The organism is Pseudomonas sp. RC10 (assembly GCF_038397775.1).
GTDB lineage: Bacteria > Pseudomonadota > Gammaproteobacteria > Pseudomonadales > Pseudomonadaceae > Aquipseudomonas > Aquipseudomonas bambusae.
Genome location: NZ_CP151650.1, coordinates 1,072,704 through 1,092,409, shown reverse-complemented (window position 1 = coordinate 1,092,409; position 19,706 = coordinate 1,072,704). Strand labels below are relative to the sequence as shown.

Genomic DNA, 19,706 nt, shown 5'->3' with positions numbered 1-19,706 from the left:
CGTCGCTCAGCCCAAGGCCTGACGCTCAAACGTTTGCAGCCATTCGACGGCCTTGGGCACATCGCCCAGTGGATACAAGTGCAAGCGAACCTCTCCGAGATTTCGCTGCTCCAGCGCTTGCATCAGTTCAGTCAGAAAGCGTTCAGGCCCTTCGGTGCCCAACAGCGATGTGACGTGCCAGCCATAGCGCTGGAGCAACTGGGCTGACGTTCCGACCCGGCATTGTTTGGCGAACCGCAAGATGCCAGTCAGCGACGATGGGCTGGGAATGCCGACGCGAATCGGAACATTCAGACCAGCCTGTCGGACTTTTTCGATCCACGTGACGACTGCTTCGCTGTCGAATGACAGCTGGGTGGTGATTTCGACGTCGAAGCCTCTCTCGCGCAGCGCAGCGATTTTCCGCGTCAGGTAATCCCACAAGACCTCATCCCGGATATGCGGGTGGCCTTCCGGATAGCCAGGCACGCCGACCGTCTGCACGTCGAGCCCGTCCAGGAGCCCGCTGCCAATCAGCTCCAGCGAGTCACTGAACGGCCCTTGCGGCACCTGCGGATCACCCCCCACCAGAAATATCCCCGTTAACGGCGCACTGGCCATCGCCTGCTCCAGAAATGACTGAAGCACGGAATGCGATGTAATTCGTCGAGAAGAAATGATCGGTCTTGGGCTGACACGGCCTGCGGTCAACGCCTGAACAGCGGCCAGCCGTTGCTCGAAATTCTCGCTCCCTAAGAAAGCGATATTGACGGGTGTTCCAGGGGGTAGAGCCGCCATGGCCCGGCTCATCTGCACAGCGTCTTTAGCGGTCGTCTCCAGTGAAAAGCCCTGAAATAGGGTGGTCCGGATCGACGGAATCGTAACAGCATTCATTTTTTTATTGTGCTCTTGAGACATCACCATTGAATGGCTCAGACAATCGGTTGCGCTGCGCGAAACAGCAATACACATCCTTCACGCTTGAGGGTCACGTCACGGAAGTGTTCGCGCAGACGGCCCTCGAACCCAGCTTCGGTGTCGTGCCGATTACCAAAAATGCCCTTTTTGTTGTAGACGGCCATGAGCTTGCGGCCAAAGGCATTGTGCCCGGCCTCATCCCCCAGAATCGTCGCGCCGAACAGCACGCCGTCCGGCTGCAAATTGTGCTTGAGGTGGCCGAAGATCGCCGCCTTGGCATCCAGCGGCCCCGGCAGACAATGCAGCAAGTAGAAAAGGGAAATCGAATCGAAACGCTCGTCGCCCGGGATGGGCTTGAAGACGTCGTGCTGGATCGTGCGCGTCCCCGGTCGAGCGATGCGCCGTTTGGCGGCTTCAAGGCTGCTGGGGTTAAGGTCGAGCAGGGTGATCTGGGTTTGCGAGGAGAGTTGCGTCTTTGCCAGGTAGTAGCCCGTGCCCACACCGATGTCCAAATGACGCGGGCGCACGTTGGCGCGAAAGAACGGCAGCAACACAGTTTGGGTCGGACAACGCCATGCATAGCGATTGGAAATTCCGAGCACCCATGCGTCATACAGAGCCAACGTCAGCGGCGAATACACCGCTGCGCCGGCGGCACTACTGTCAGTCATGAGGGGAGCCTTGAATGAATGAGTCAGCGGCGATAAAACCGATGACTCACCCCCATCGTCAAGACTTTTTGTATTTCAGCCTCGCCGTGTCGCGTCGGCCGGACACTGGACGGGTCATCCCAACTGAAACCTCGACGTGTTATCGCTCAACGCCCGACTGCCTTTGCTCAGGGTGTCAGCGGCGTGATTCACCGCCCGCGCGCCATCGAGCAGACGCCCGGCGGCCTGGTCCACCTGCTGGATATTGCCGCTGACTTCATCGGCCGTGGCAGCTTGCTCCTCCACGGCGGTGGCGATCTGCGCCAGCGTGTCGGTGACGATCTGCACCGCACTGGCAATCTCGCCCAGACGCTCGCCAAGACCGGTGACCGATTGCGCGTCGGTAATCGCCTGGCCACAGGCGGCTTCCATCAGACTCACCGCCTGGCTCACCGTGGCGCGCAGACTGTCGACCGTCCCGGCGATCTGCGCGGTGGAGGCCTGCGTGCGTTGCGACAGGCTGCGCACTTCATCGGCGACGACCGCAAAACCACGGCCCTGCTCGCCCGCCCGGGCCGCTTCGATGGCAGCATTCAGTGCCAGCAGGTTGGTCTGTTCGGCGATGCCGCGAATGGTGTCGACCACTGACTGAATTTGCTGACCTTGCTCACTGACTTTGCCCAGCGCGTTGGCGGTATCGGTCAGGCGCTGATTGAGTTGCTGGATGCTGGCGGTGGTGCGCACGCTGTCACGGCTGCTGTCTTCGGCAATGCGGCGAGTCTGCTGAGCACTGCCAGACGCTTCCTCACAGCTCTTGGCGACACCCAGAGAAGTCGCCGCGAGTTGAGTGGCGGCAGCGGCGATCTGGCTGATCTGTTGTTGTTGATCTTCGACTTCGTTCAACGTGCTGCCCGCCTGTGAGTTGAGCGTGACCACCGCCGACCCCAACTGCTGCGTTTCGTGGTTGACGCCCAGCAGGCTAGAGCGCAGCTGCACCACCGCCACGTTCAACGCCGTGCTAATGGCCGCGAGCTCGTCACGGCCCTCAACAGCGACTTCGACACACAGGTTGCCGTCACGCAGAGACTCCGCCAGGGTGGTGATGCCTTTGGCGCTGCGACGAATCGACGCCTGCAAACACATGAACAGATACAACGCGGCCAGCGCCAGGACACTGAAGATTGCCGCGACCGGGATGAACTGCTTGATCGCCCGGTCGTGGTAGTAATCCAGACGACTGTCGAGGGCGTTCAACGACTGATTGCGCAACGTCGAGAGGGCTTCGAGGACACTATCAACACTGCGCTCGAACCCTGCGGTGTCGAGCTTGATGCTCCCGCCGAAGACGCCGTCATCGAGCACTTTCAGCTCGGTGTCGAGGCGCTGGAGGCTGTCGTTGTAGGCCCGGGTCCACGGCTCCATGCCGGGGTAAGCTTTCGCCTGGAGCGACGCAGCGGCCTTGACCAGTTGGTCGCGAGCATCGGTGATGCGCCCGCGTAGATCGCGCATCTGCAAACGGCTTTGCAGGGTGAACTGACCCGACGCGATGGAGGACTGACCGATACTGGCCATGCGACCGATACGCTCGATCAAATCAGGCGCCTGTTGCGTGGAGACTTGCATCAGCAGGTAGGTTTCGAGCCATGGATCAAGAATCAGGCCGTTGTCCATGGCGATCTGCTCACGCAGGCTCTGCAACCCTGTCAACGCGGAAGTGAAGCGGTCATAACCGTCCGGCCACCAGCCGATGGTCCGCAGAGATTCGGAATCCATCCCCTTCACCAGCGCCTGCAACGCCTGAAAGCGCGCCAGCGTGTCCGGGCCAGCCTTACGTGCATTGAGCTCATCGCCCACTTTGGCAAGCGTTTGCATCAGGACCGGGTTGCCCGCATCCAGCGCCGCCATGGCGGCTTTGGCTGCCGGGGTTGGATCGTGGAGGATGTCGGCCGCCTTCCAGCGGGCGGCGAGATTGCGCTGAGACGTCAGTTGCGCATCCAGTGCATCCAGCGCCAGCAATTGACGCACCCCGGATTGCTCGCCGGAAATGACCGCCAGTTTGCTGCGGTAATCCTGTCCAATCATCCATAAGCTGCCAGCCAGCGGCAGCATGAACAGGAAGAAAAGCACCTGAAACTTGCGTGCAAACCCGAAACGTCCGAGCAGGCGGATTCCTGGCGACAAAAGACTTTGCATGTCCGACGACTCCTCACGGACAACCCGCTGTCGCGGCTTGTGACCACTACAGCTGCTGCCTCACATTCTTACCGGCAAAATGCCATGTCTTTGTTTCAAAAACGACAACCGCCCGTCCCCTATGCCGGGGATCGATTGGCGGTGTCAAATCAATGCGCCAACGCCCCGCAGCGGGGCTAGCCATAGGTCAGGCATAAGCAAGAAACGGACCGATAGCAAGACGCCATCTAAATGGGCGCACGAACAAAGACAGTGCACTTCACATGCACAAAAGTGGGGCAAAAACACACAAGCTGCGCTGTAAAGATGTCACCCGGTGACGGCCGCTGAGCGTTATGCGCAGAGGATTCGGACTGAAAACCCTAACCGCTTGATCACACGCATAAATTTTTTGGAGAGACGCTTGACACATCTTCAATCTGAGCGAATAATGCGCGCCACTTGGCTACATAGCTCAGTTGGTTAGAGCATAGCATTCATAATGCTGGGGTCCGGGGTTCAAGTCCCTGTGTAGCCACCAAGTACCTCAACAAAGCCCGCCTCGTGCGGGCTTTGTTGTTTCTGGGTGTCCGACACGTGCTGCTCATGGCCCTGTCGTTCCAGACATCTCTGGTCCAATCAGCCCATCACCCTGTCTCTTCCGAGGTCGAATTCATGCGCTTCACACTTCCTGCACTGGTTCTAGGTCTTCTGATTTCCCAAGCCGCGATGGCAGGCAGCACCAACACCGCGATTGGTGGCGGTCTGGGCGGTGCGCTGGGGAACGTCGTCGGTCAAAAGATGGGCGGCAGCAATGGCGCGGTCGTCGGTGCGGGTCTGGCAGGCGCGGCGGGCAGTGCCGTCGGCGCGAAAAAAGGCCACAAGACTCGCGCAGCCATCGGCGGCGGCCTGGGCGGCGCGGCCGGTTCAGTCATTGGCAACAAGTTGGGCGGCAGCACGGGCGGGACCATCGGCGCAGGTTTGGGTGGCGCAGCGGGTGGTGCTCTGGGCGGTAAATAATTTACCCTCCTTCGCGAAACGCCGGATGCGCGTTTCGCGATCAACCCCGTTAATGAAGCAATGGATGTTCAATGTCTGATTCCCACACCGACGTAGCAGCGCCTGCACTCTCCTCCAAGCAGGCTTACGAAGACGCCATCAATCTTTCACAGCATGTGCCGCAGGCGAAAACCATCAGCGAAATGGTCCTCGACGCCTTTCATAGCGCCAAGGAAAGCGATCAGATTCGTGAATTGCGCGCCGCCATCCGTCAGGCCCACGACCGTTTCGATGACGATCAGGCCTACGAATTGATGGGTCAGCTGAAACAGTTGAAAGACGCTGAAGCCGCCGACATGGCCGCTCTGGAAGACCTGAGCACGAAATTCCCGATCAGCCGGATTCTGTCCAGTTACAAGGATGACCCGAGCTTTCAAGAGTTGGTCTACAGCCTGGCGCTGAAAGTCCTGAACCAGACGCATCAGGCTGTCAGCAACCCGAGCGGCGGCAAGAGCAAGGCCGCGCGGGTCAAAAAAGAAGCCGAAGTGTTCATCATCAGCAAGGACGGCGCCAGCGTCACCCTGCCCCTGCGCACCCCACGCTCCAAGGCTAACGCCGACCGCGAAGCGTTCGAGTTCCTCGGTTTCTCGTTCGTCGGTGAAGGCGACGAAGCCGAATTGCAGAGCGAAATGTTCGTCGACAAAGACGGCAACGAGCAGCCTGCCACGCGCAAGAACATCGTCAGTGCGATTCAGCAGCAGACGGCGTTCGAAGGGTTTAGCGCGGTTCAGCAGTAATAGGTCCTGAGTTATCGTGCCCCCATGCAAGCGGTTGCCCAGTCTGCAAGCAGCCGTTTCCATGCCTAATGTGGGTTCTCCGCATCAAACCCGCCTCCGTATTTTCAGGTGTAATCCAGTAACGTATAGGGTTTGCGCTGGCGCGGGTTAGCTGTGCTAGATTCTAGCGTACAGGTAGATATCCGCTCAGGGTGAGTTATGCGGTTCAACGGAAATTTAATAGAATTAAAAATTAAGTTAAAAGAACTGATTGAAGCTGGGGAGTGGAAGGAAACAAACCCAAACCAACATCAATTCCGAACGAACAATGGTGCGATTTTAAACTGGTACCCCTCAACGGGAAATATAAATTTTCAAGGAAAATCTGCCAGCATAGAATTATTGAAGCCATTAGTTGAAAAACTTTTATCATCTACCGATACTATCTCTAATCCCGGAAAATCCGACAACCATTACGAACCAACTGAAACAGTCGCAATACTTGCGAAAACCGACACCACAGAAAACACTTACTTCCTAGACAACTCTTATTCCGACTCAGAGATTGTAATCGGATTAGTTGGAGCGATAGGAACAGATCTTGATGAAGTTTCTAGAATCATCAGCGAACGGCTAAAACTTTTCAAATACTCATCACAACCGATAAAAATCTCGACAGACATAATTGCCACACTGTCAACCTTTAGCGAATTCCCGAGCGAGTACGACAGAATATATGCGTTCATGGCTGCAGGAAATGAGCTACGCGAAAAGACCGGAGACCACTCGGTACTGGCCTTGGGTGCTGCCGCAAAAATAAACCAACTAAGAAGCGGCAATGAAGCTCTTAGACGTAAAGCATTCATCATCAAGTCTTTGAAACATCCAGAGGAAGTGCAAAGGCTCAGAAAAATCTATTCGGAAGGATTTTTCCTACTTGGCGTCCACGCTGACCATGGCCGACGCTCAAGCTTTCTAATAAAAGAAAAATTCATGTCCGACGATGAGGCTTCCAGACTCATAGAGAAGGATGCTGACGAGAGTGAGCCTTATGGGCAACACACTAGGGACACCTATCACCTTTCTGATTTTTTCATAAACAGCGATGGAAATACTGACTCTCTAAAAAGCCAAGTATGGCGGGTTCTTGATCTTTTGTTTGGGAAACCATACATAACACCTACGTTTGATGAGTACGCAATGTTCATGGCGTTCTCTGCATCACTTAGGTCTGCCGATTTATCAAGACAGGTAGGGGCAGTCCTAACGAAAAACTTGAGCATAGTTTCAACTGGAGCCAACGACGTACCCAAAGCACACGGAGGATTATACTGGCCAGAGCTTGATGTAGCAACACACTCGATTGTCGACGCCAAAGATGGCCGAGACTACATGAGAGGTGAGGACTCAAATGCAATTCAAAAAAAAGCCATCATAGATAGTATTCTTGCGAGCATTCCAGCCCCATTAAAAAAAGAGCTTGAGCCTGCTTTGCGCTCAAGCAAGATTAAAGATATCACCGAGTATGGTCGAGTCGTTCACGCGGAAATGGAGGCTCTTCTGTCAAGTGCACGCTCAGGAATCAGCACCACAAATGCAGAGCTCTACTGTACGACCTTCCCGTGTCACAACTGTGCTAAACATATCGTAGCGGCGGGAATAAAGAGGGTGGTTTATGTTGAGCCATACCCTAAGAGCAAGGCGTTACAGTTCCATTCCGACTCGATATCGCTAGAAAAGGGCAGCTCAACAGTGATATTCGAACCGTTCATCGGAGTTGGACCACGGAGCTTTTTCAACCTATTCTCCACGAATCTGGGGAGTGGATATCCCGTCACCCGAAAATCAGCAGACGGCCTGACCGTTGACTGGGATGAATCTGATGCTAAATTACGCACCCAGATGTTGCCTTGCTCGTACATGGAGCGTGAAACCATAGCAGCCAATCTGCTGTCAAGGTACATAGAGGACAAATAGCATGACCACGTCAAAGCAAGCATTTCTCGATCATTTAGCCGAATCCCGACGCCTAGTAGAACAGTGGCCCCTGTGGAAACAAGAGGCGCTCAAAGCAGCTAACCCAAACCCGTCAGCGGCGTTGACGCCTCCTCGGGCACCATCGCGCAATACCAATAGCTAAGATTAGCTGGGTAGAGAGTTCTGGCTTGAGCCCTCTACCCGAGTCGTTGCGATCTGCATCTGTCTCCCCATCCCCCGCATACCAGCTATGCACCCCACGCTATTCGCCCCGCCCCACCGTTCTCACATACTCGCCCCATGATGTCGCCGCCTGTGGGCATCTATCCAGATTCCAATAACAACAGCGCAGCAGCGCAATGGAGTATCTATGTCGTGGTACGGCAGTATGGCGCCCAGCCAGAAGCGAACGTTTTGGGCGTGTTTCATGGGGTGGGCGCTGGATGCGATGGATGTCCAGCTGTTTGCCTTCGTGATCCCCACCTTGCTCGCGTTCTGGGGCATGACCAAGGCGGAAGCGGGTGTTATTGGCACTTCGGCGCTGATCGCTTCGGCCATCGGCGGTGTGATTGCTGGCCTGTTGGCTGATCGCATCGGTCGGGTCAAAGTCCTGAAGCTGGCAATCCTTTGGTTTTCCTTGTTCACCGGCCTCTCGGCCTTCACCGACTCCTTCCATCAACTGTTGCTGACCCGCAGCCTGCAAGGCCTGGGCTTTGGCGGCGAATGGGCGGCGGGCGCGGTGTTGATTGGTGAGGTGGTCGATAAACGCATTCGCGGTCGCGCGGTGGGATCGGTCCAGGCGGGCTGGCCTGTGGGTTATGCGCTGGCCGCCTTGGCGTACTGGGTGACGTTCAATCTGTTGCCTGAACACGACGCCTGGCGCGTGCTGTTTCTGATCGGGCTGCTGCCGGGCTTTCTGGTGCTGTGGATGCGCCGCAACATCGCCGAATCCGAGGCTTTCGAAGCCGCTGCGCAATACCGGGCGACGACGTCTCTGTGGACCAACTTCGCGCTGATCTTTTCGCCCGGGGTCTTCCCGCTGACGGCGATGGCCTCGCTGATGGCCGCAGGCGCACTGGGTGGCAACTACACGATTCTCACTTGGCTGGTCACTTACCTGCGAGAGACCCAGGGCCTGACCGTGAGCATGACCACGTTGTACCTGGCCGTGAACATCTTTGGCTCGTTCTGCGGTTACGTCGGCATGGCGTACCTGAGCGATTACCTGGGGCGGCGCAAGACCTTCGCCCTGTCCGCCGCCGGTGCAACCGTCACCGTTCTGGTCTACACCCAATTGCACCTGCCGATGTGGAGCCTGCTGTTGCTGGGCTTCCCGCTGGGGTTGTTTCAGTCCGGCATCGTGTCGGGAATGGGCGCCTGTTTCACCGAGCTGTTCCCTGCGCAGATTCGCGGTACTGCCGGTGGCTTTTCCTACAATTTTGGTCGCGGAATCGGAGCGTTGGTGCCGGCCGGTGTCGGCCTGACCAGCGCCTCATTCGGGCTTGCGGCGTCGATTGGCGTATGGGCTGCGTGCTCGTATGTGCTGGTCTTCCTCGTCGCTCTCGTTCTGCCGGAAACCCGTAACAAGGAACTCGAAATCCATGTCTGATTCCAAAGCACCGCGTAACGGCGGCCAGATTCTCGTCCAGGCGCTGATCCACAATGCCGTCGACACCCTCTATTGCGTGCCCGGCGAAAGCTACCTGCCGGTGCTCGATGCGCTGCACGACACCCCGTCGATCCGCACCATCGTCACCCGCCACGAAGGCGCGGCGTCGAACATGGCCGACGCCTACGGCAAACTCACCGGGCGCCCCGGCATCTGCTTCGTGACGCGCGGCCCCGGCGCCACCCACGCCAGCAACGGCGTGCACACCGCCAGGCAGGATTCGACGCCGATGATCCTGTTCGTCGGCCAGATCGAGAGCCGCTTCAAGGGGCGCGAGGCGTTTCAGGAAGTGGATTACGTGCAGATGTTCGGCGGGCTGGCGAAGTGGGTCACGGAAATCGACAGCATCGAGCGCATCCCGGAGATCGTCAGCAAAGCCTTCAGCATCGCCCTGTCCGGCCGACCGGGGCCGGTGGTCATCGCCCTGCCTGAAGAAGTGTTGTTCGGCTCGGCCGATGTCGCTGACGCGCAGCCAGTGCGCGTCACCCATGCTGCGCCCGACGCCGCTGCGCTCGCTGAATTGCGCGATCTGCTCGCAGCGGCGAAACAGCCGTTGGTGATCGTCGGCGGCACCGGATGGGACGCCGAGTCGACGCAAGCCCTGCAGCGCTTCGTTCACGCCAATCACTTGCCGGTGGCCGCATCGTTTCGTCGGCAGGACCTGTTCGACAACCGCGATCCACACTACGTCGGCCAACTCGGTCTGGGCACCTCGCCAAAGCTGCTGGAGCGGGTCAAGACCAGCGACCTGTTGCTGGTGATCGGCTCGCGGCTGAGCGAAACGGTGTCCCAAGGCTACACGCTGATCGAAAGCCCGACGCCGAAACAGCCGATGGTGCATGTACATCCCGACCCGCAGGAGTTGAACCGGGTTTACCGTGCACAGCTGCCGATTCTGTCCTCACTGGGCACCTTCGCCCACGCGGCTGCGGCCCTCGAACCTGTCGCCAGCGGCGCCTGGAAAAGCTGGACCGACGCCGCCCGCGCCGATTATCTGGAGCACTCCACCCCGCCGCTGCCGCACCCTCAATTGGCGGGCGTGGACATGGGCTCGGTGGTCGCACACCTGAACGAGGTGCTGCCGGACGACGCTGTCATGACCAACGGCGCCGGGAACTACACGGTCTGGGTGCATCGCTTCTACCGCTATCGCCGGCCCGCCACCGAACTGGCCCCCACTAACGGCGCCATGGGCTACGGTTTACCCGCCGCCATCGCTGCGAAACTGCACGCCCCTCAGCGCACAGTGGTCTGCTTCGCTGGCGACGGCTGTTTCATGATGTACCCTCAAGAGCTGGCCACAGCGCTGCAATACAACGCGCCGATAGTGGTCATTGTGGTAAACAACGGCATGCTTGCGACCATTCGCATGCACCAGGAGCGCGAATACCCGGGGCGCGTATCAGCCACCGAGCTGGCCAATCCGGACTTTATCGCCCTGGCCCAATCCTTCGGGGCACATGCCGAGCGGGTCGAACGCAGCGAAGATTTTCCTGCTGCCTTCCAGCGCGCGCAGAAAGCAGGCGTCGCGGCGCTGATCGAGTTGCGCGTCGACCCTCGGCAGATCACCCCCCAGGCTCGTCTTGATTAAGAGGTGTTGCGCACATGCAGATTCTTGGTGAAACGATCATCGGTCAACGGGCCGTACGCGGTCAGGCAGGCGAGGTGTTCGCCCTCGCCGCGACGACGGGCGAGCAACTGACCCCGTCCTTCGGCGCCAGCACAGCGCAAGATGTCGATGCCGCATGCGAGCTGGCCGAGGCCTCGTTCGACCGCTACCGGCAATTGGGCGATGAGCAACGCGCCGTCTTTCTCGACGCGATCGCTCAGGGTCTGCTGGAGTTGGGCGACACGCTGATCGAGCGCGTTCATCTGGAAAGCGGCCTGCCAAAGCCCCGCCTAGAAGGCGAGCGGATGCGCACTGTCAATCAGCTCAAGCTCTTCGCCAGCCTGCTTCGCGACGGGCGTTGGCACGGTTCCGTGATCGATACAGCCCTGCCAGATCGCCAACCGCTGCCCCGTGCTGACTTGCGCCAGCGGCGTATTGCCGTAGGCCCGGTGGCTGTGTTCGGCGCCAGCAACTTTCCGCTGGCGTTTTCGGTGGCCGGGGGCGACACCGCATCGGCCTTGGCCGCGGGTTGTCCGGTGATCGTCAAGGCGCACGCGGCGCATCTGGGCACCAGTGAACTGGTCGCCCGAGTCATTCAGAAAGCCGCCAAGGACACCAGCATGCCGGAAGGCGTGTTCTCGATGCTGATCGACAAGGACATCGCCGTGGGTCAGGGGCTCGTCAGCCACCCGCTCATCCAGGCGGTGGGCTTTACCGGATCGCGTCGCGGCGGCCTGGCCCTGGTCGCCGCTGCGCAAGCGAGGCCTGTGCCGATCCCGGTCTACGCCGAGATGAGCAGCATCAACCCTGTGTTTTTGCTGCCAGCGGCGTTGTCTGCGCGGACCGAAAACATTGCCAGGGGATTCGTCGACTCGCTGGTGCTAGGCGCAGGCCAGTTCTGCACCAACCCCGGCATTCTGCTCGCCCTGGAAAGCGATGCGCTGGAACGCTTTGTATCTGCGGCTGCCACGGCGCTGTCTGACAAAACGCCCAGCACCATGCTGACGCCCAACATTCACGGCGCCTACTGCAACGGCCTGAACAATCTGCACAAGGCCGCTGGCGTGACCTTGGTCGCCGAGGGCAGAAAAGCCGAAGGCGCGTTCCAGGCGAAGCCGGCGTTTTTTCGCACCGACTCGGCGACCTTCCTCGCCAATCCGGGGCTGGAAGACGAAAACTTCGGCCCCAGCGCACTATTGATTGTTTGCAAGGACGCCGCTGACCTGCAAAAAGTCGCCGCGAAGTTCGACGGCCAACTGACCGTCACGCTGCACTTCGACGACGGCGACACCGCGATCGCTCAGGCACTGCTGCCGACGCTGGAGCGCAAGGCTGGGCGCATCCTGTTCAATGACTGGCCGACCGGCGTCGAGGTGAGCTACTCGATGGTGCACGGCGGGCCGTTTCCCGCGACATCGGACAGCCGCAGCACGTCTGTCGGTGCGACAGCCATCGACCGCTTCCTGCGCCCCGTCTGTTATCAAAACGTGCCGGACGCCCTGCTGCCACCGGCGTTGCAGCAAGGCAATCCGCTGCACACCTGGCGTCTGGTCAACGGCCAACTGATCACGGATTGATCAGCGTCGCTCCCGGCCACGCGCCCTGCTCGACCATGTCAGCGGCTCGTTGCCGGATAATCTGCGTCACCGCCCACAGACCGTCGGCGGTGACGCGATTCTTCGGCCAGACAATCGCCACGGTGCGATGGATTTCCGGGTCCTCCAGACGATAGCTTTTCAGCCGCCCTGCCTTCACTTCCTCAACCACCGCCGCCTCCGGCAATACGGTGCACCCGCAATTCTCCAGCACCAGGCGCTTGGTGATGGAGATCGAGCCATCGCATTCCAGCGCGATATTCGCCGAAAAGCCGTAACGGTTCGCCAGCGACTCGACCATCATTCGCAAGCCGTGATGGGTGCTGGGCAAAATCAGCGGAATATCGCCCAGATCACGCACGGAAATCGTGTCGCCTTTGAGCGGATAATTGGCAGGAGTGATGAGTTGCACGCCTTCGCTGAGCAACGGATCAAACTGCAACGCGCCGGGATGCTCCGGCAGGTACAGGATTGCGATGTCCACCGCACCATCGCTCAACCGATTGAGAATGTCCGCCGCCAGCCCCTCGACAAAATGCACCTGCGTCAGCGGATAGCGCGCCTTCAGGGCATGCCCCAGGCTGCCAAACAGAATCCGTGCAATGGTCGGCTGCGCGGCAATACACAACTTGGCCGGGCCTTGCTCGGCACTGTCGCGCATGGCCCGCTCGGCCTCGGCCAGAGTTTCGTTCAACGTGGTGGCGTAACCTAGCAACTGCTGACCCCGCGCGGTCAACGTCACCCCACGCCCGCTGCGATGAAACAGCCGCACCCCCAGCTCAGCCTCCAGCAACCCCACCCGCCGACTGACCGTTGACTGGTCCGCCCCCAGCTCCATCGCAGCCCGCGAGATGCTGCCGTTTTTGGCGACTTGAGCGAAGAGGGCGAGATCGTCTGAGTTCATGGGGGCTCCTGCGGAGGGGATGGCATCGCGGCGACAGGGAATTTATCCGATGCCATTCAACGTTGCTTCATGTGATTTCAGCGGCTTCCTGCAAAACTATGGGCCGCGATTGACAGACGCCTCTCAAGCTCAACGCTCCAGGACCTTCCCCACCACCTCATCCCCAATCACCAGAAAATGCCCGCCCGCTACGTGGTGCAGAGTGCGCAGAGCGTCATGACCCTCAAAGTGCCAGTGGCCGTCGGAGAACACGCGCTCGTCCGCCCACGCGGCGACGACTTCGCCGATGAACAAATCGTATTGATTCTGGTTGTGCGGTTCGGGCATCAGGCGACATTCGAGCCATGCGGCACAGCCTTCCAGCAACGGCGCCTGAACGATGTCGCCGTTGAAGGTTTCGAGACCGTACGCTTTGAACTTGTCCTGCTCATTTTCCCGGGAAATTTCCAGTCCCGAGGTCGAGCCAACCGTTTCGACGATATCGAGCTGGCTGACCGTGGGCACGTTGATCACGAACGTCCCGGAGCCTTCCAGCAGTTGCCGCGTCCATACCGATTTATCCAGCACGACAGTGACCTTCGGTGGCTGGAAATCCAGCGGCATGGCCCACGCGGCGGCCATGATATTGCGTTGTCCGTTGTAGGCAGCGCTGACGAGCACGGTAGGGCCGTGGTTGAGCAAGCGATAGCATTTGGCGAGGGGAACGGAGCGGCGATGGGTCGCGGACATGAATCTGATCCTGAAATACAAACGATGTCCTGAAGCTACAGGGTTTTGTTCTCGCCGCAAAACGCAGGCATTCCCCTCCTGTCGCCAAACTGTCGCAATCCTGAACCGTCCCCAAAAAGGCCTTTCCTGGAGCCTGAAAATAATGATGTAATACTATAACAAAACATTTCAGGCATTTTCCCCCGTGAAATCCGCACCTCGACTTTCTCCGAATATCGCGTCGTCCGCCCTCGCTCAGTCCGCAGGCAAGCGGGTGCTGGTTTCATTGACGCTGCTCGCGCTGCTGTGGATTGGCATCGCGTGGGCGGTGGCGATTCCATGAGCGCAGCGATTGATCTGCATGACCTGACCGTGACGTACGAGCGCCGCCCAGCGGTGCATCACGTCAGCGGACGCTTTGCAGCGGGCAGCCTGACGGCGATTGTCGGGCCTAACGGCGCGGGCAAGTCCACGCTGATCAAGGCCATCGCGGGCACGTTGAAGCCTGCCGTCGGACGTGTGGATCGCGGCAGCCTGGCAACCCGGCACATCGGCTATCTGCCTCAGGCGGCGGAGATCGATCGCAGCTTTCCACTGAGCGTTGCCGACACCGTAATGATGGGCGCCTGGCGCAGCATCGGGGCGTTTCGTGGCGCCACCCGCCAGCATGCCGAACAGGCGCGCCAGGCCTTGCTGGCCGTGGGCCTGGAAGGTTTCGAGCAACGCAGCATCAGCTCGTTGTCGTCCGGACAATTCCAGCGCGTGCTGTTCGCCCGCCTGTTGTTGCAGGACGCTTCGGTCATTCTGTTGGACGAACCTTTCACCGCCATCGACGCCCGTACCACCCGTGACCTGCTCAAGCTGATCAGCGGCTGGCACGGTCAGGGCCGCACCGTGATCGCCGTGCTGCATGACATCGAGCAGGTGCGCCAGCATTTCCCCAACACGTTGCTGCTGGCGCGGGAAACCATCGCCTGGGGCAACACCGCCGACATTCTTCACGCCGACAACCTGCGCCGCGCCAAAAACATGGCCGAGCACTGGAATCCCGACGCGCAGCCCTGCGAAGTCGACGAGGAGGAGACGCTGTGACGCTCTATAGCTTGCTGATTCAGCCCTTTGTCGATTTCGGCTTTATGCGTCGTGCGCTCGTCGCCTGCCTCGCGCTGGGCATCGACTCCGGCCCGGTAGGCGTGCTGCTGATGCTGCGCCGCATGAGCCTGGTGGGGGACGCGATGAGCCACGCCGTGTTGCCGGGCGCCGCGGTGGGCTTTCTGTTCGCAGGCCTGTCGCTGCCCGCCATGGGATTCGGTGGGTTGATCGCCGGGCTGGCCGTAGCGTTGCTGTCGGGTCTCGTGAGCCGCTTCACCACCTTGAAAGAGGACGCCAGCTTCGCAAGCTTCTACCTGACGTCGCTGGCGGCGGGCGTGCTGATCGTCTCGCTGCACGGTTCTAACGTCGACCTGCTGCACGTGCTGTTCGGGACGATTCTGGCCATCGACGATCAGGCGATCTTCATGGTCGGCGCCATCGCGTCGTTTACCTTGATCCTGTTGGCGCTGATCTATCGGCCCTTGATTCTGGAGTGCTTCGACCCCGGTTTTCTGCGCGCCATCGGCGGGCGTGGCTCGCTGTATCACGTGTTGTTTCTGCTGATGGTGGTGCTCAATCTGGTGGCCGGGTTCCAGGCCCTCGGCACCCTGATGGCGGTGGGCATGATGATGCTGCCCGCCACCGTCGCACGCTTCTGGTCGAATTCTCTGACCGGGATGATCGTGATTTCCACCGTGGTTGCCACGCTTTCGGGTTTCATCGGCCTGATCGTTTCCTACCACGCCAGCGTTGCATCGGGCCCGGCCATCGTCCTGACGGCCAGCGCCTTCTACCTGTTCTCACTGTTCTTTGGACGCAGCGGTTTCCTACGCCGACTGTTCCCGAGGGTTCACCTGTCCGGCTGATCGTTCGCTCATCTCAAGGAAAACACCATGAAACGTTTGACGCTTCTGACCGCCGCTCTGGCGTTGTCGGGCCTGGCCAACTTCGCCCAGGCAAAAACCCTGGAAACCGTTGCATCGTTCACCGTTATCGCCGACATGGTGCATAACGTCGGTGGCGATCACGTGCACGTGACCTCGCTGATCGGCCCCAATGGCGACCCACACGTCTACGAACCCACCCCCAACGACGCCCAGTCGCTGAAAAAGGCCGACGTGGTCTTCGTCAGCGGCCTGCACCTGGAAGGCTGGCTGGATCGGTTGATCACGGCATCGGGCTACAAGGGCGAACCGGTGGTGCTGTCCAACGGCATCATGACCCGCAGCATGGAAGAGGACGGCGAGAAAATCACCGATCCCCATGCCTGGAACAGCGCGGTGAACGGCGTCGTCTACGTCAGAAATATCATCAAGGCACTGCAGAAAGCCGACCCAGACAATGCAGCCGATTACAAAGCCAACGGTGAGAAATACATCGCTCAGTTGCAGGACATGGACGCCTACGCCCGCGCGCAGATCAATGCCATTCCCGTCGCACAGCGCAAAGTGCTGACATCCCACGACGCCTTCGGTTATTTCGGTGATGCGTATGGCGTGACCTTCCTGTCGCCCCTGGGCTTTTCCACCGAGACCGAAGCCTCGGCCGCGGACGTGGGCAAGCTGATCAACCAGATCAAACAGGAGCATGTCAGTGCCTACTTCTTCGAAAACTCTGGGGACCCACGCCTGGTTCAGCAAATTGCCAAAGCCAGCGGCGCGCACCCTGGGGGCGAGTTGTACGTGGAATCACTGTCCCCGGCGAACGGGCCTGCCACGACGTACGTGAAGATGTTTCGCTACAACGTCGACAAGCTGACAGCGGCGATGAAAGGGAAGTGATTTAAGCCCTTGGGACCGCCATCGCGAGCAAGCTCACTCCTACAGCGGAGCACGTTCACCCTGTAGGAGTGAGCTTGCTCGCGAAGTGATCGTCGAAACGCCGCCATTCAGCAGCTCCACGACGCGTCGTTTTCAACCTCAATCCCATACCGGTCGATCACCTGCGCCGCGACTTCCGCCACCAATTTCCCCTCTCCCACCAACGCCGTCACCGCCGCCAGCACGATGTGGTAACGATCCACTTCAAAGAAGTTGCGCAGCCTCGCACGGGTGTCACTGCGGCCAAAGCCGTCCGTGCCCAACACTGTGTAATCGCTCATCACGTAGGACCCGATCAACTGCGGCACCGCTCGTACGTAGTCGGAAACCGCCACCACCGGCGCGCCGGTTGGCAGGCATTCGTCAAGATGGCTGAGACGTGGAATATCCCGGGGATGCAGCCGATTCCAGCGCTCCACCTCACGCGATTCCCGCGCCAGCTCGGTGTAGCTGGTGACGCTCCAGACCTCACTTTCGATCTGCCAGTCCTGCGCCAACAGATCGGCCGCTGCAATCGCCTCACGCAACAACGTGCCTGAACCCAACAGCCGCACCTTGCCGACAGCGCCCTCCGCCGAGCGCTCGTCAAACCGATACAGGCCGCGAATAATCGACGCCTCGACACCCTCCGGCAACGTCGGCTGTGCGTAGTTTTCGTTCATCAGCGTGACGTAATAAAACTCGTCCACATCGTGCTCCAGCATCTGGCGCATGCCATGGTCCAGAATCACCGCAAACTCCCCCGCGAACGCCGGATCGTAGGCGCGGCAATTCGGCACGGTCGACGCCATCAAATGACTGGAGCCGTCCTGGTGCTGCAGCCCTTCGCCGCCCAGCGTCGTGCGGCCTGCCGTGGCCCCCAGCAAGAAACCGCGAGCACGCTGATCGGCGGCGGCCCAGATCAGGTCGCCGACCCGCTGAAAACCAAACATGGAGTAATAAATGTAAAACGGCAGCATGCGAAGGCCGTGGGCGGAATAGCTGGTTGCCGCCGCGACCCACGAACTGATCGCCCCCGCCTCGCTGATGCCCTCCTCCAGAATCTGCCCGTTGGTGGCCTCGCGATAACTGAGGATCGAGCCGATGTCTTCCGGCTCGTAGCGCTGGCCCACGCTGGAGTAAATCCCGATTTGCTTGAACAGATTGGCCATGCCGAACGTGCGCGCTTCGTCGGCCACGATGGGCACGACGCGTGGGCCGAGCTGTTTGTCTTTAAGCAGATTGCCGAGCATGCGCACGAATGCCATGGTCGTCGACATCTCCTTGCCATCGGCTTGAGTCGCGAAGCTGGCGTACTGTTCGCGATCAGGCACTGCAACATTTTGCGCGACGTTGCTGCGACTTGGCATCGACCCGCCCAACGCCTGCCGCCGCTGGTGCAGGTAGCGCATTTCAGCGCTGTTTGCGTCGGGCTTGAGGAAGCTCAAATCGGCGGCTTCATCGTCGGTAAGTGGCAGATGAAAACGGTCGCGGAAATTGATCAACGCCTCACGATCCAGTTTCTTCTGCTGGTGCGTGGTCATCTTGCCCTGGCCCGCCTCGCCCATGCCGAAGCCCTTCTTGGTCTGCGCGAGGATTACCGTGGGTCGGCCTTTGTGCAGCGTCGCGGCCTGATAGGCAGCGAAGATTTTCACCAAGTCATGACCACCGCGTTTGAGCCGGTCGATCTGTTCGTCACTCAAACCTTCCGCCAGTTTGCTGAGTGCGTCGCTCTGACCGAAAAAGTGTTCGCGGTTGTAATGACCATCTTTTGCCGCGAAGGTCTGGAACTGGCCATCGACGGTCTGCGACAGCGCACGCACCAGAGACCCGTCGTGATCCCGCGCAAACAACGCGTCCCAATCCGAGCCCCAGACCAGCTTGATGACATTCCAACCCGCTCCGCTGAACAAGGCCTCCAATTCGTCGATGATCCGGCCGTTGCCGCGCACCGGCCCGTCAAGCCGCTGCAAGTTGCAGTTGACCACCCACGTCAAATTGTCGAGCCGTTCGCGGGCGGCCAGCGTCAGGGCTGACATGCTCTCCGGCTCGTCCATTTCGCCGTCGCCGAACACGCCCCAGACGTGGCGCGTCGAGGTGTCCTGCAAGCCGCGATGCTCCAGATAGCGCATGAACCGCGCCTGGTAAATCGAGCTGATGGGGCCAATGCCCATGGAGCCTGTGGGAAATTGCCAGAAGTCCGACATCAACCAAGGGTGTGGATAACTTGAAAGCCCACGCGCATTGGCCTTGGGTCCTCCGATTTCCTGACGGTAGTGAGCCAGATCGTTTTCGCTCAATCGCCCTTCGAGAAACGCCCGCGCATAAATGCCCGGCGCCGAATGCGGCTGGTAGAACACCAGATCGCCGCCGTCATGCCCGGTGTTGGCGCGGAAGAAGTGATTGAAGCCGACCTCGAACAAGTCCGCTGCACTGGCATAGCTGGCGATATGCCCGCCCAACTCGCCATAGGCCTGGTTGGCACGGACCACCATCGCCAGCGCATTCCAGCGCATCAGCGAGGCCAAGCGCTCTTCGACGGCCAGATCGCCCGGAAACGCAGGCTGCTGCTCGACAGGAATGGTGTTGATATACGGCGTGCCCGGCGCCGGCTGCCAGCCGATCTTCGGATCACGCGCCAAATGAGTGAGCATGTCGAGAATCTCACGAGCGCGCTCGGGCCCGGCATGCTCGACCAGCGACAGCAGCGCGTCGTGCCACTCGGTCATCTCCAACTGATCGTCATGGTTTCGTTCGACAGCGGCTGCAGGAATGCGAGATTCGAAATGGCTCATGGACACCTCCGGTTCAATGAGGAAAAGTCTATGCTTGCGCACGCAGATTTAATGACCGATTTGG

16 protein-coding genes and 1 tRNA gene are annotated in these 19,706 nt (G+C 59.7%); 11 read left to right on the top strand and 6 right to left on the bottom strand.

Annotated elements, in window-relative coordinates; genetic code table 11:
• Positions 1 to 6 precede the first annotated feature (6 nt).
• The 3 genes from AAEO81_RS04910 to AAEO81_RS04900 form a co-directional block, all read right to left on the bottom strand.
• Positions 7 to 627 (bottom strand): methylenetetrahydrofolate reductase, encoded by a 621-nt coding sequence (locus AAEO81_RS04910; RefSeq protein ID WP_341962027.1) that lies wholly within the window; start codon positions 625 to 627, stop codon positions 7 to 9.
• A gap of 284 nt (positions 628 to 911) precedes the next feature.
• On the bottom strand, positions 912 to 1,568 hold the full coding sequence (locus AAEO81_RS04905; protein WP_341962025.1) for a class I SAM-dependent methyltransferase: 657 nt from the start codon (positions 1,566 to 1,568) through the stop codon (positions 912 to 914).
• Between the two features lie 114 nt (positions 1,569 to 1,682).
• Complete coding sequence (locus AAEO81_RS04900; protein ID WP_166597272.1) at positions 1,683 to 3,740, bottom strand: methyl-accepting chemotaxis protein; 2,058 nt, start codon at positions 3,738 to 3,740, stop codon at positions 1,683 to 1,685.
• Positions 3,741 to 4,183: 443 nt separating this feature from the next.
• Here AAEO81_RS04900 and AAEO81_RS04895 point away from each other — a divergent pair.
• The 7 genes from AAEO81_RS04895 (at position 4,184) to AAEO81_RS04865 (ending at position 12,326) form a co-directional block, all read left to right on the top strand.
• A tRNA-Met gene (locus AAEO81_RS04895) sits at positions 4,184 to 4,260 on the top strand.
• A gap of 134 nt (positions 4,261 to 4,394) precedes the next feature.
• Complete coding sequence (locus AAEO81_RS04890; protein WP_341962022.1) at positions 4,395 to 4,739, top strand: bacteriocin; 345 nt, start codon at positions 4,395 to 4,397, stop codon at positions 4,737 to 4,739.
• Positions 4,740 to 4,810: 71 nt separating this feature from the next.
• Entirely contained in the window at positions 4,811 to 5,515 is a 705-nt protein-coding gene (locus AAEO81_RS04885) for a hypothetical protein (RefSeq protein ID WP_341962020.1), read from the top strand.
• A 198-nt stretch (positions 5,516 to 5,713) separates the two neighbouring features.
• Positions 5,714 to 7,471: an anti-phage dCTP deaminase gene (locus AAEO81_RS04880; protein WP_341962019.1), complete on the top strand. Its 1,758-nt coding sequence runs from the start codon at positions 5,714 to 5,716 to the stop codon at positions 7,469 to 7,471.
• Positions 7,472 to 7,841: 370 nt separating this feature from the next.
• A complete protein-coding gene (locus AAEO81_RS04875) occupies positions 7,842 to 9,080 on the top strand; it encodes an MFS transporter (protein WP_341962018.1) in 1,239 nt (412 codons plus the stop codon).
• Positions 9,073 to 10,731, top strand: coding sequence for a thiamine pyrophosphate-binding protein (locus AAEO81_RS04870; RefSeq protein ID WP_341962017.1), 1,659 nt, complete (start codon positions 9,073 to 9,075; stop codon positions 10,729 to 10,731). Before AAEO81_RS04875 ends, AAEO81_RS04870 begins: the two co-directional genes overlap by 8 nt.
• Before the next feature lie 14 nt (positions 10,732 to 10,745).
• Positions 10,746 to 12,326 carry an aldehyde dehydrogenase (NADP(+)) gene (locus AAEO81_RS04865; protein WP_341962015.1) on the top strand — a complete coding sequence of 527 codons (1,581 nt, stop codon included), beginning with the start codon at positions 10,746 to 10,748 and terminating at the stop codon, positions 12,324 to 12,326.
• Here the strand turns inward: AAEO81_RS04865 and AAEO81_RS04860 are convergent.
• Both AAEO81_RS04860 and AAEO81_RS04855 read right to left on the bottom strand, forming a co-directional pair.
• Positions 12,316 to 13,248: a LysR family transcriptional regulator gene (locus AAEO81_RS04860; RefSeq protein ID WP_341962013.1), complete on the bottom strand. Its 933-nt coding sequence runs from the start codon at positions 13,246 to 13,248 to the stop codon at positions 12,316 to 12,318. The genes AAEO81_RS04865 and AAEO81_RS04860 overlap by 11 nt on opposite strands.
• A gap of 129 nt (positions 13,249 to 13,377) precedes the next feature.
• Positions 13,378 to 13,977, bottom strand: a complete 600-nt coding sequence (locus tag AAEO81_RS04855) for a flavin reductase family protein (protein ID WP_341962011.1) — start codon at positions 13,975 to 13,977, stop codon at positions 13,378 to 13,380.
• Between the two features lie 184 nt (positions 13,978 to 14,161).
• On the opposite strand from AAEO81_RS04855, the gene AAEO81_RS04850 reads away from it, so the two are divergent.
• From AAEO81_RS04850 to AAEO81_RS04835, 4 genes are read left to right on the top strand one after another with little or no spacing between them, the layout of a single operon-like run.
• On the top strand, positions 14,162 to 14,299 hold the full coding sequence (locus AAEO81_RS04850; RefSeq protein WP_166597280.1) for a hypothetical protein: 138 nt from the start codon (positions 14,162 to 14,164) through the stop codon (positions 14,297 to 14,299).
• Positions 14,296 to 15,048, top strand: a complete 753-nt coding sequence (gene aztA / locus AAEO81_RS04845) for a zinc ABC transporter ATP-binding protein AztA (protein ID WP_341962009.1) — start codon at positions 14,296 to 14,298, stop codon at positions 15,046 to 15,048. Before AAEO81_RS04850 ends, aztA begins: the two co-directional genes overlap by 4 nt.
• On the top strand, positions 15,045 to 15,914 hold the full coding sequence (locus AAEO81_RS04840) for a metal ABC transporter permease (RefSeq protein WP_341962007.1): 870 nt from the start codon (positions 15,045 to 15,047) through the stop codon (positions 15,912 to 15,914). Before aztA ends, AAEO81_RS04840 begins: the two co-directional genes overlap by 4 nt.
• A gap of 27 nt (positions 15,915 to 15,941) precedes the next feature.
• Entirely contained in the window at positions 15,942 to 16,829 is an 888-nt protein-coding gene (locus AAEO81_RS04835; RefSeq protein ID WP_166597283.1) for a metal ABC transporter substrate-binding protein, read from the top strand.
• A 107-nt stretch (positions 16,830 to 16,936) separates the two neighbouring features.
• Here AAEO81_RS04835 and mdeB read toward each other — a convergent pair whose 3' ends face one another.
• Complete coding sequence (mdeB, locus tag AAEO81_RS04830) at positions 16,937 to 19,642, bottom strand: alpha-ketoglutarate dehydrogenase (protein WP_341962005.1); 2,706 nt, start codon at positions 19,640 to 19,642, stop codon at positions 16,937 to 16,939.
• Positions 19,643 to 19,706 lie beyond the last annotated feature (64 nt).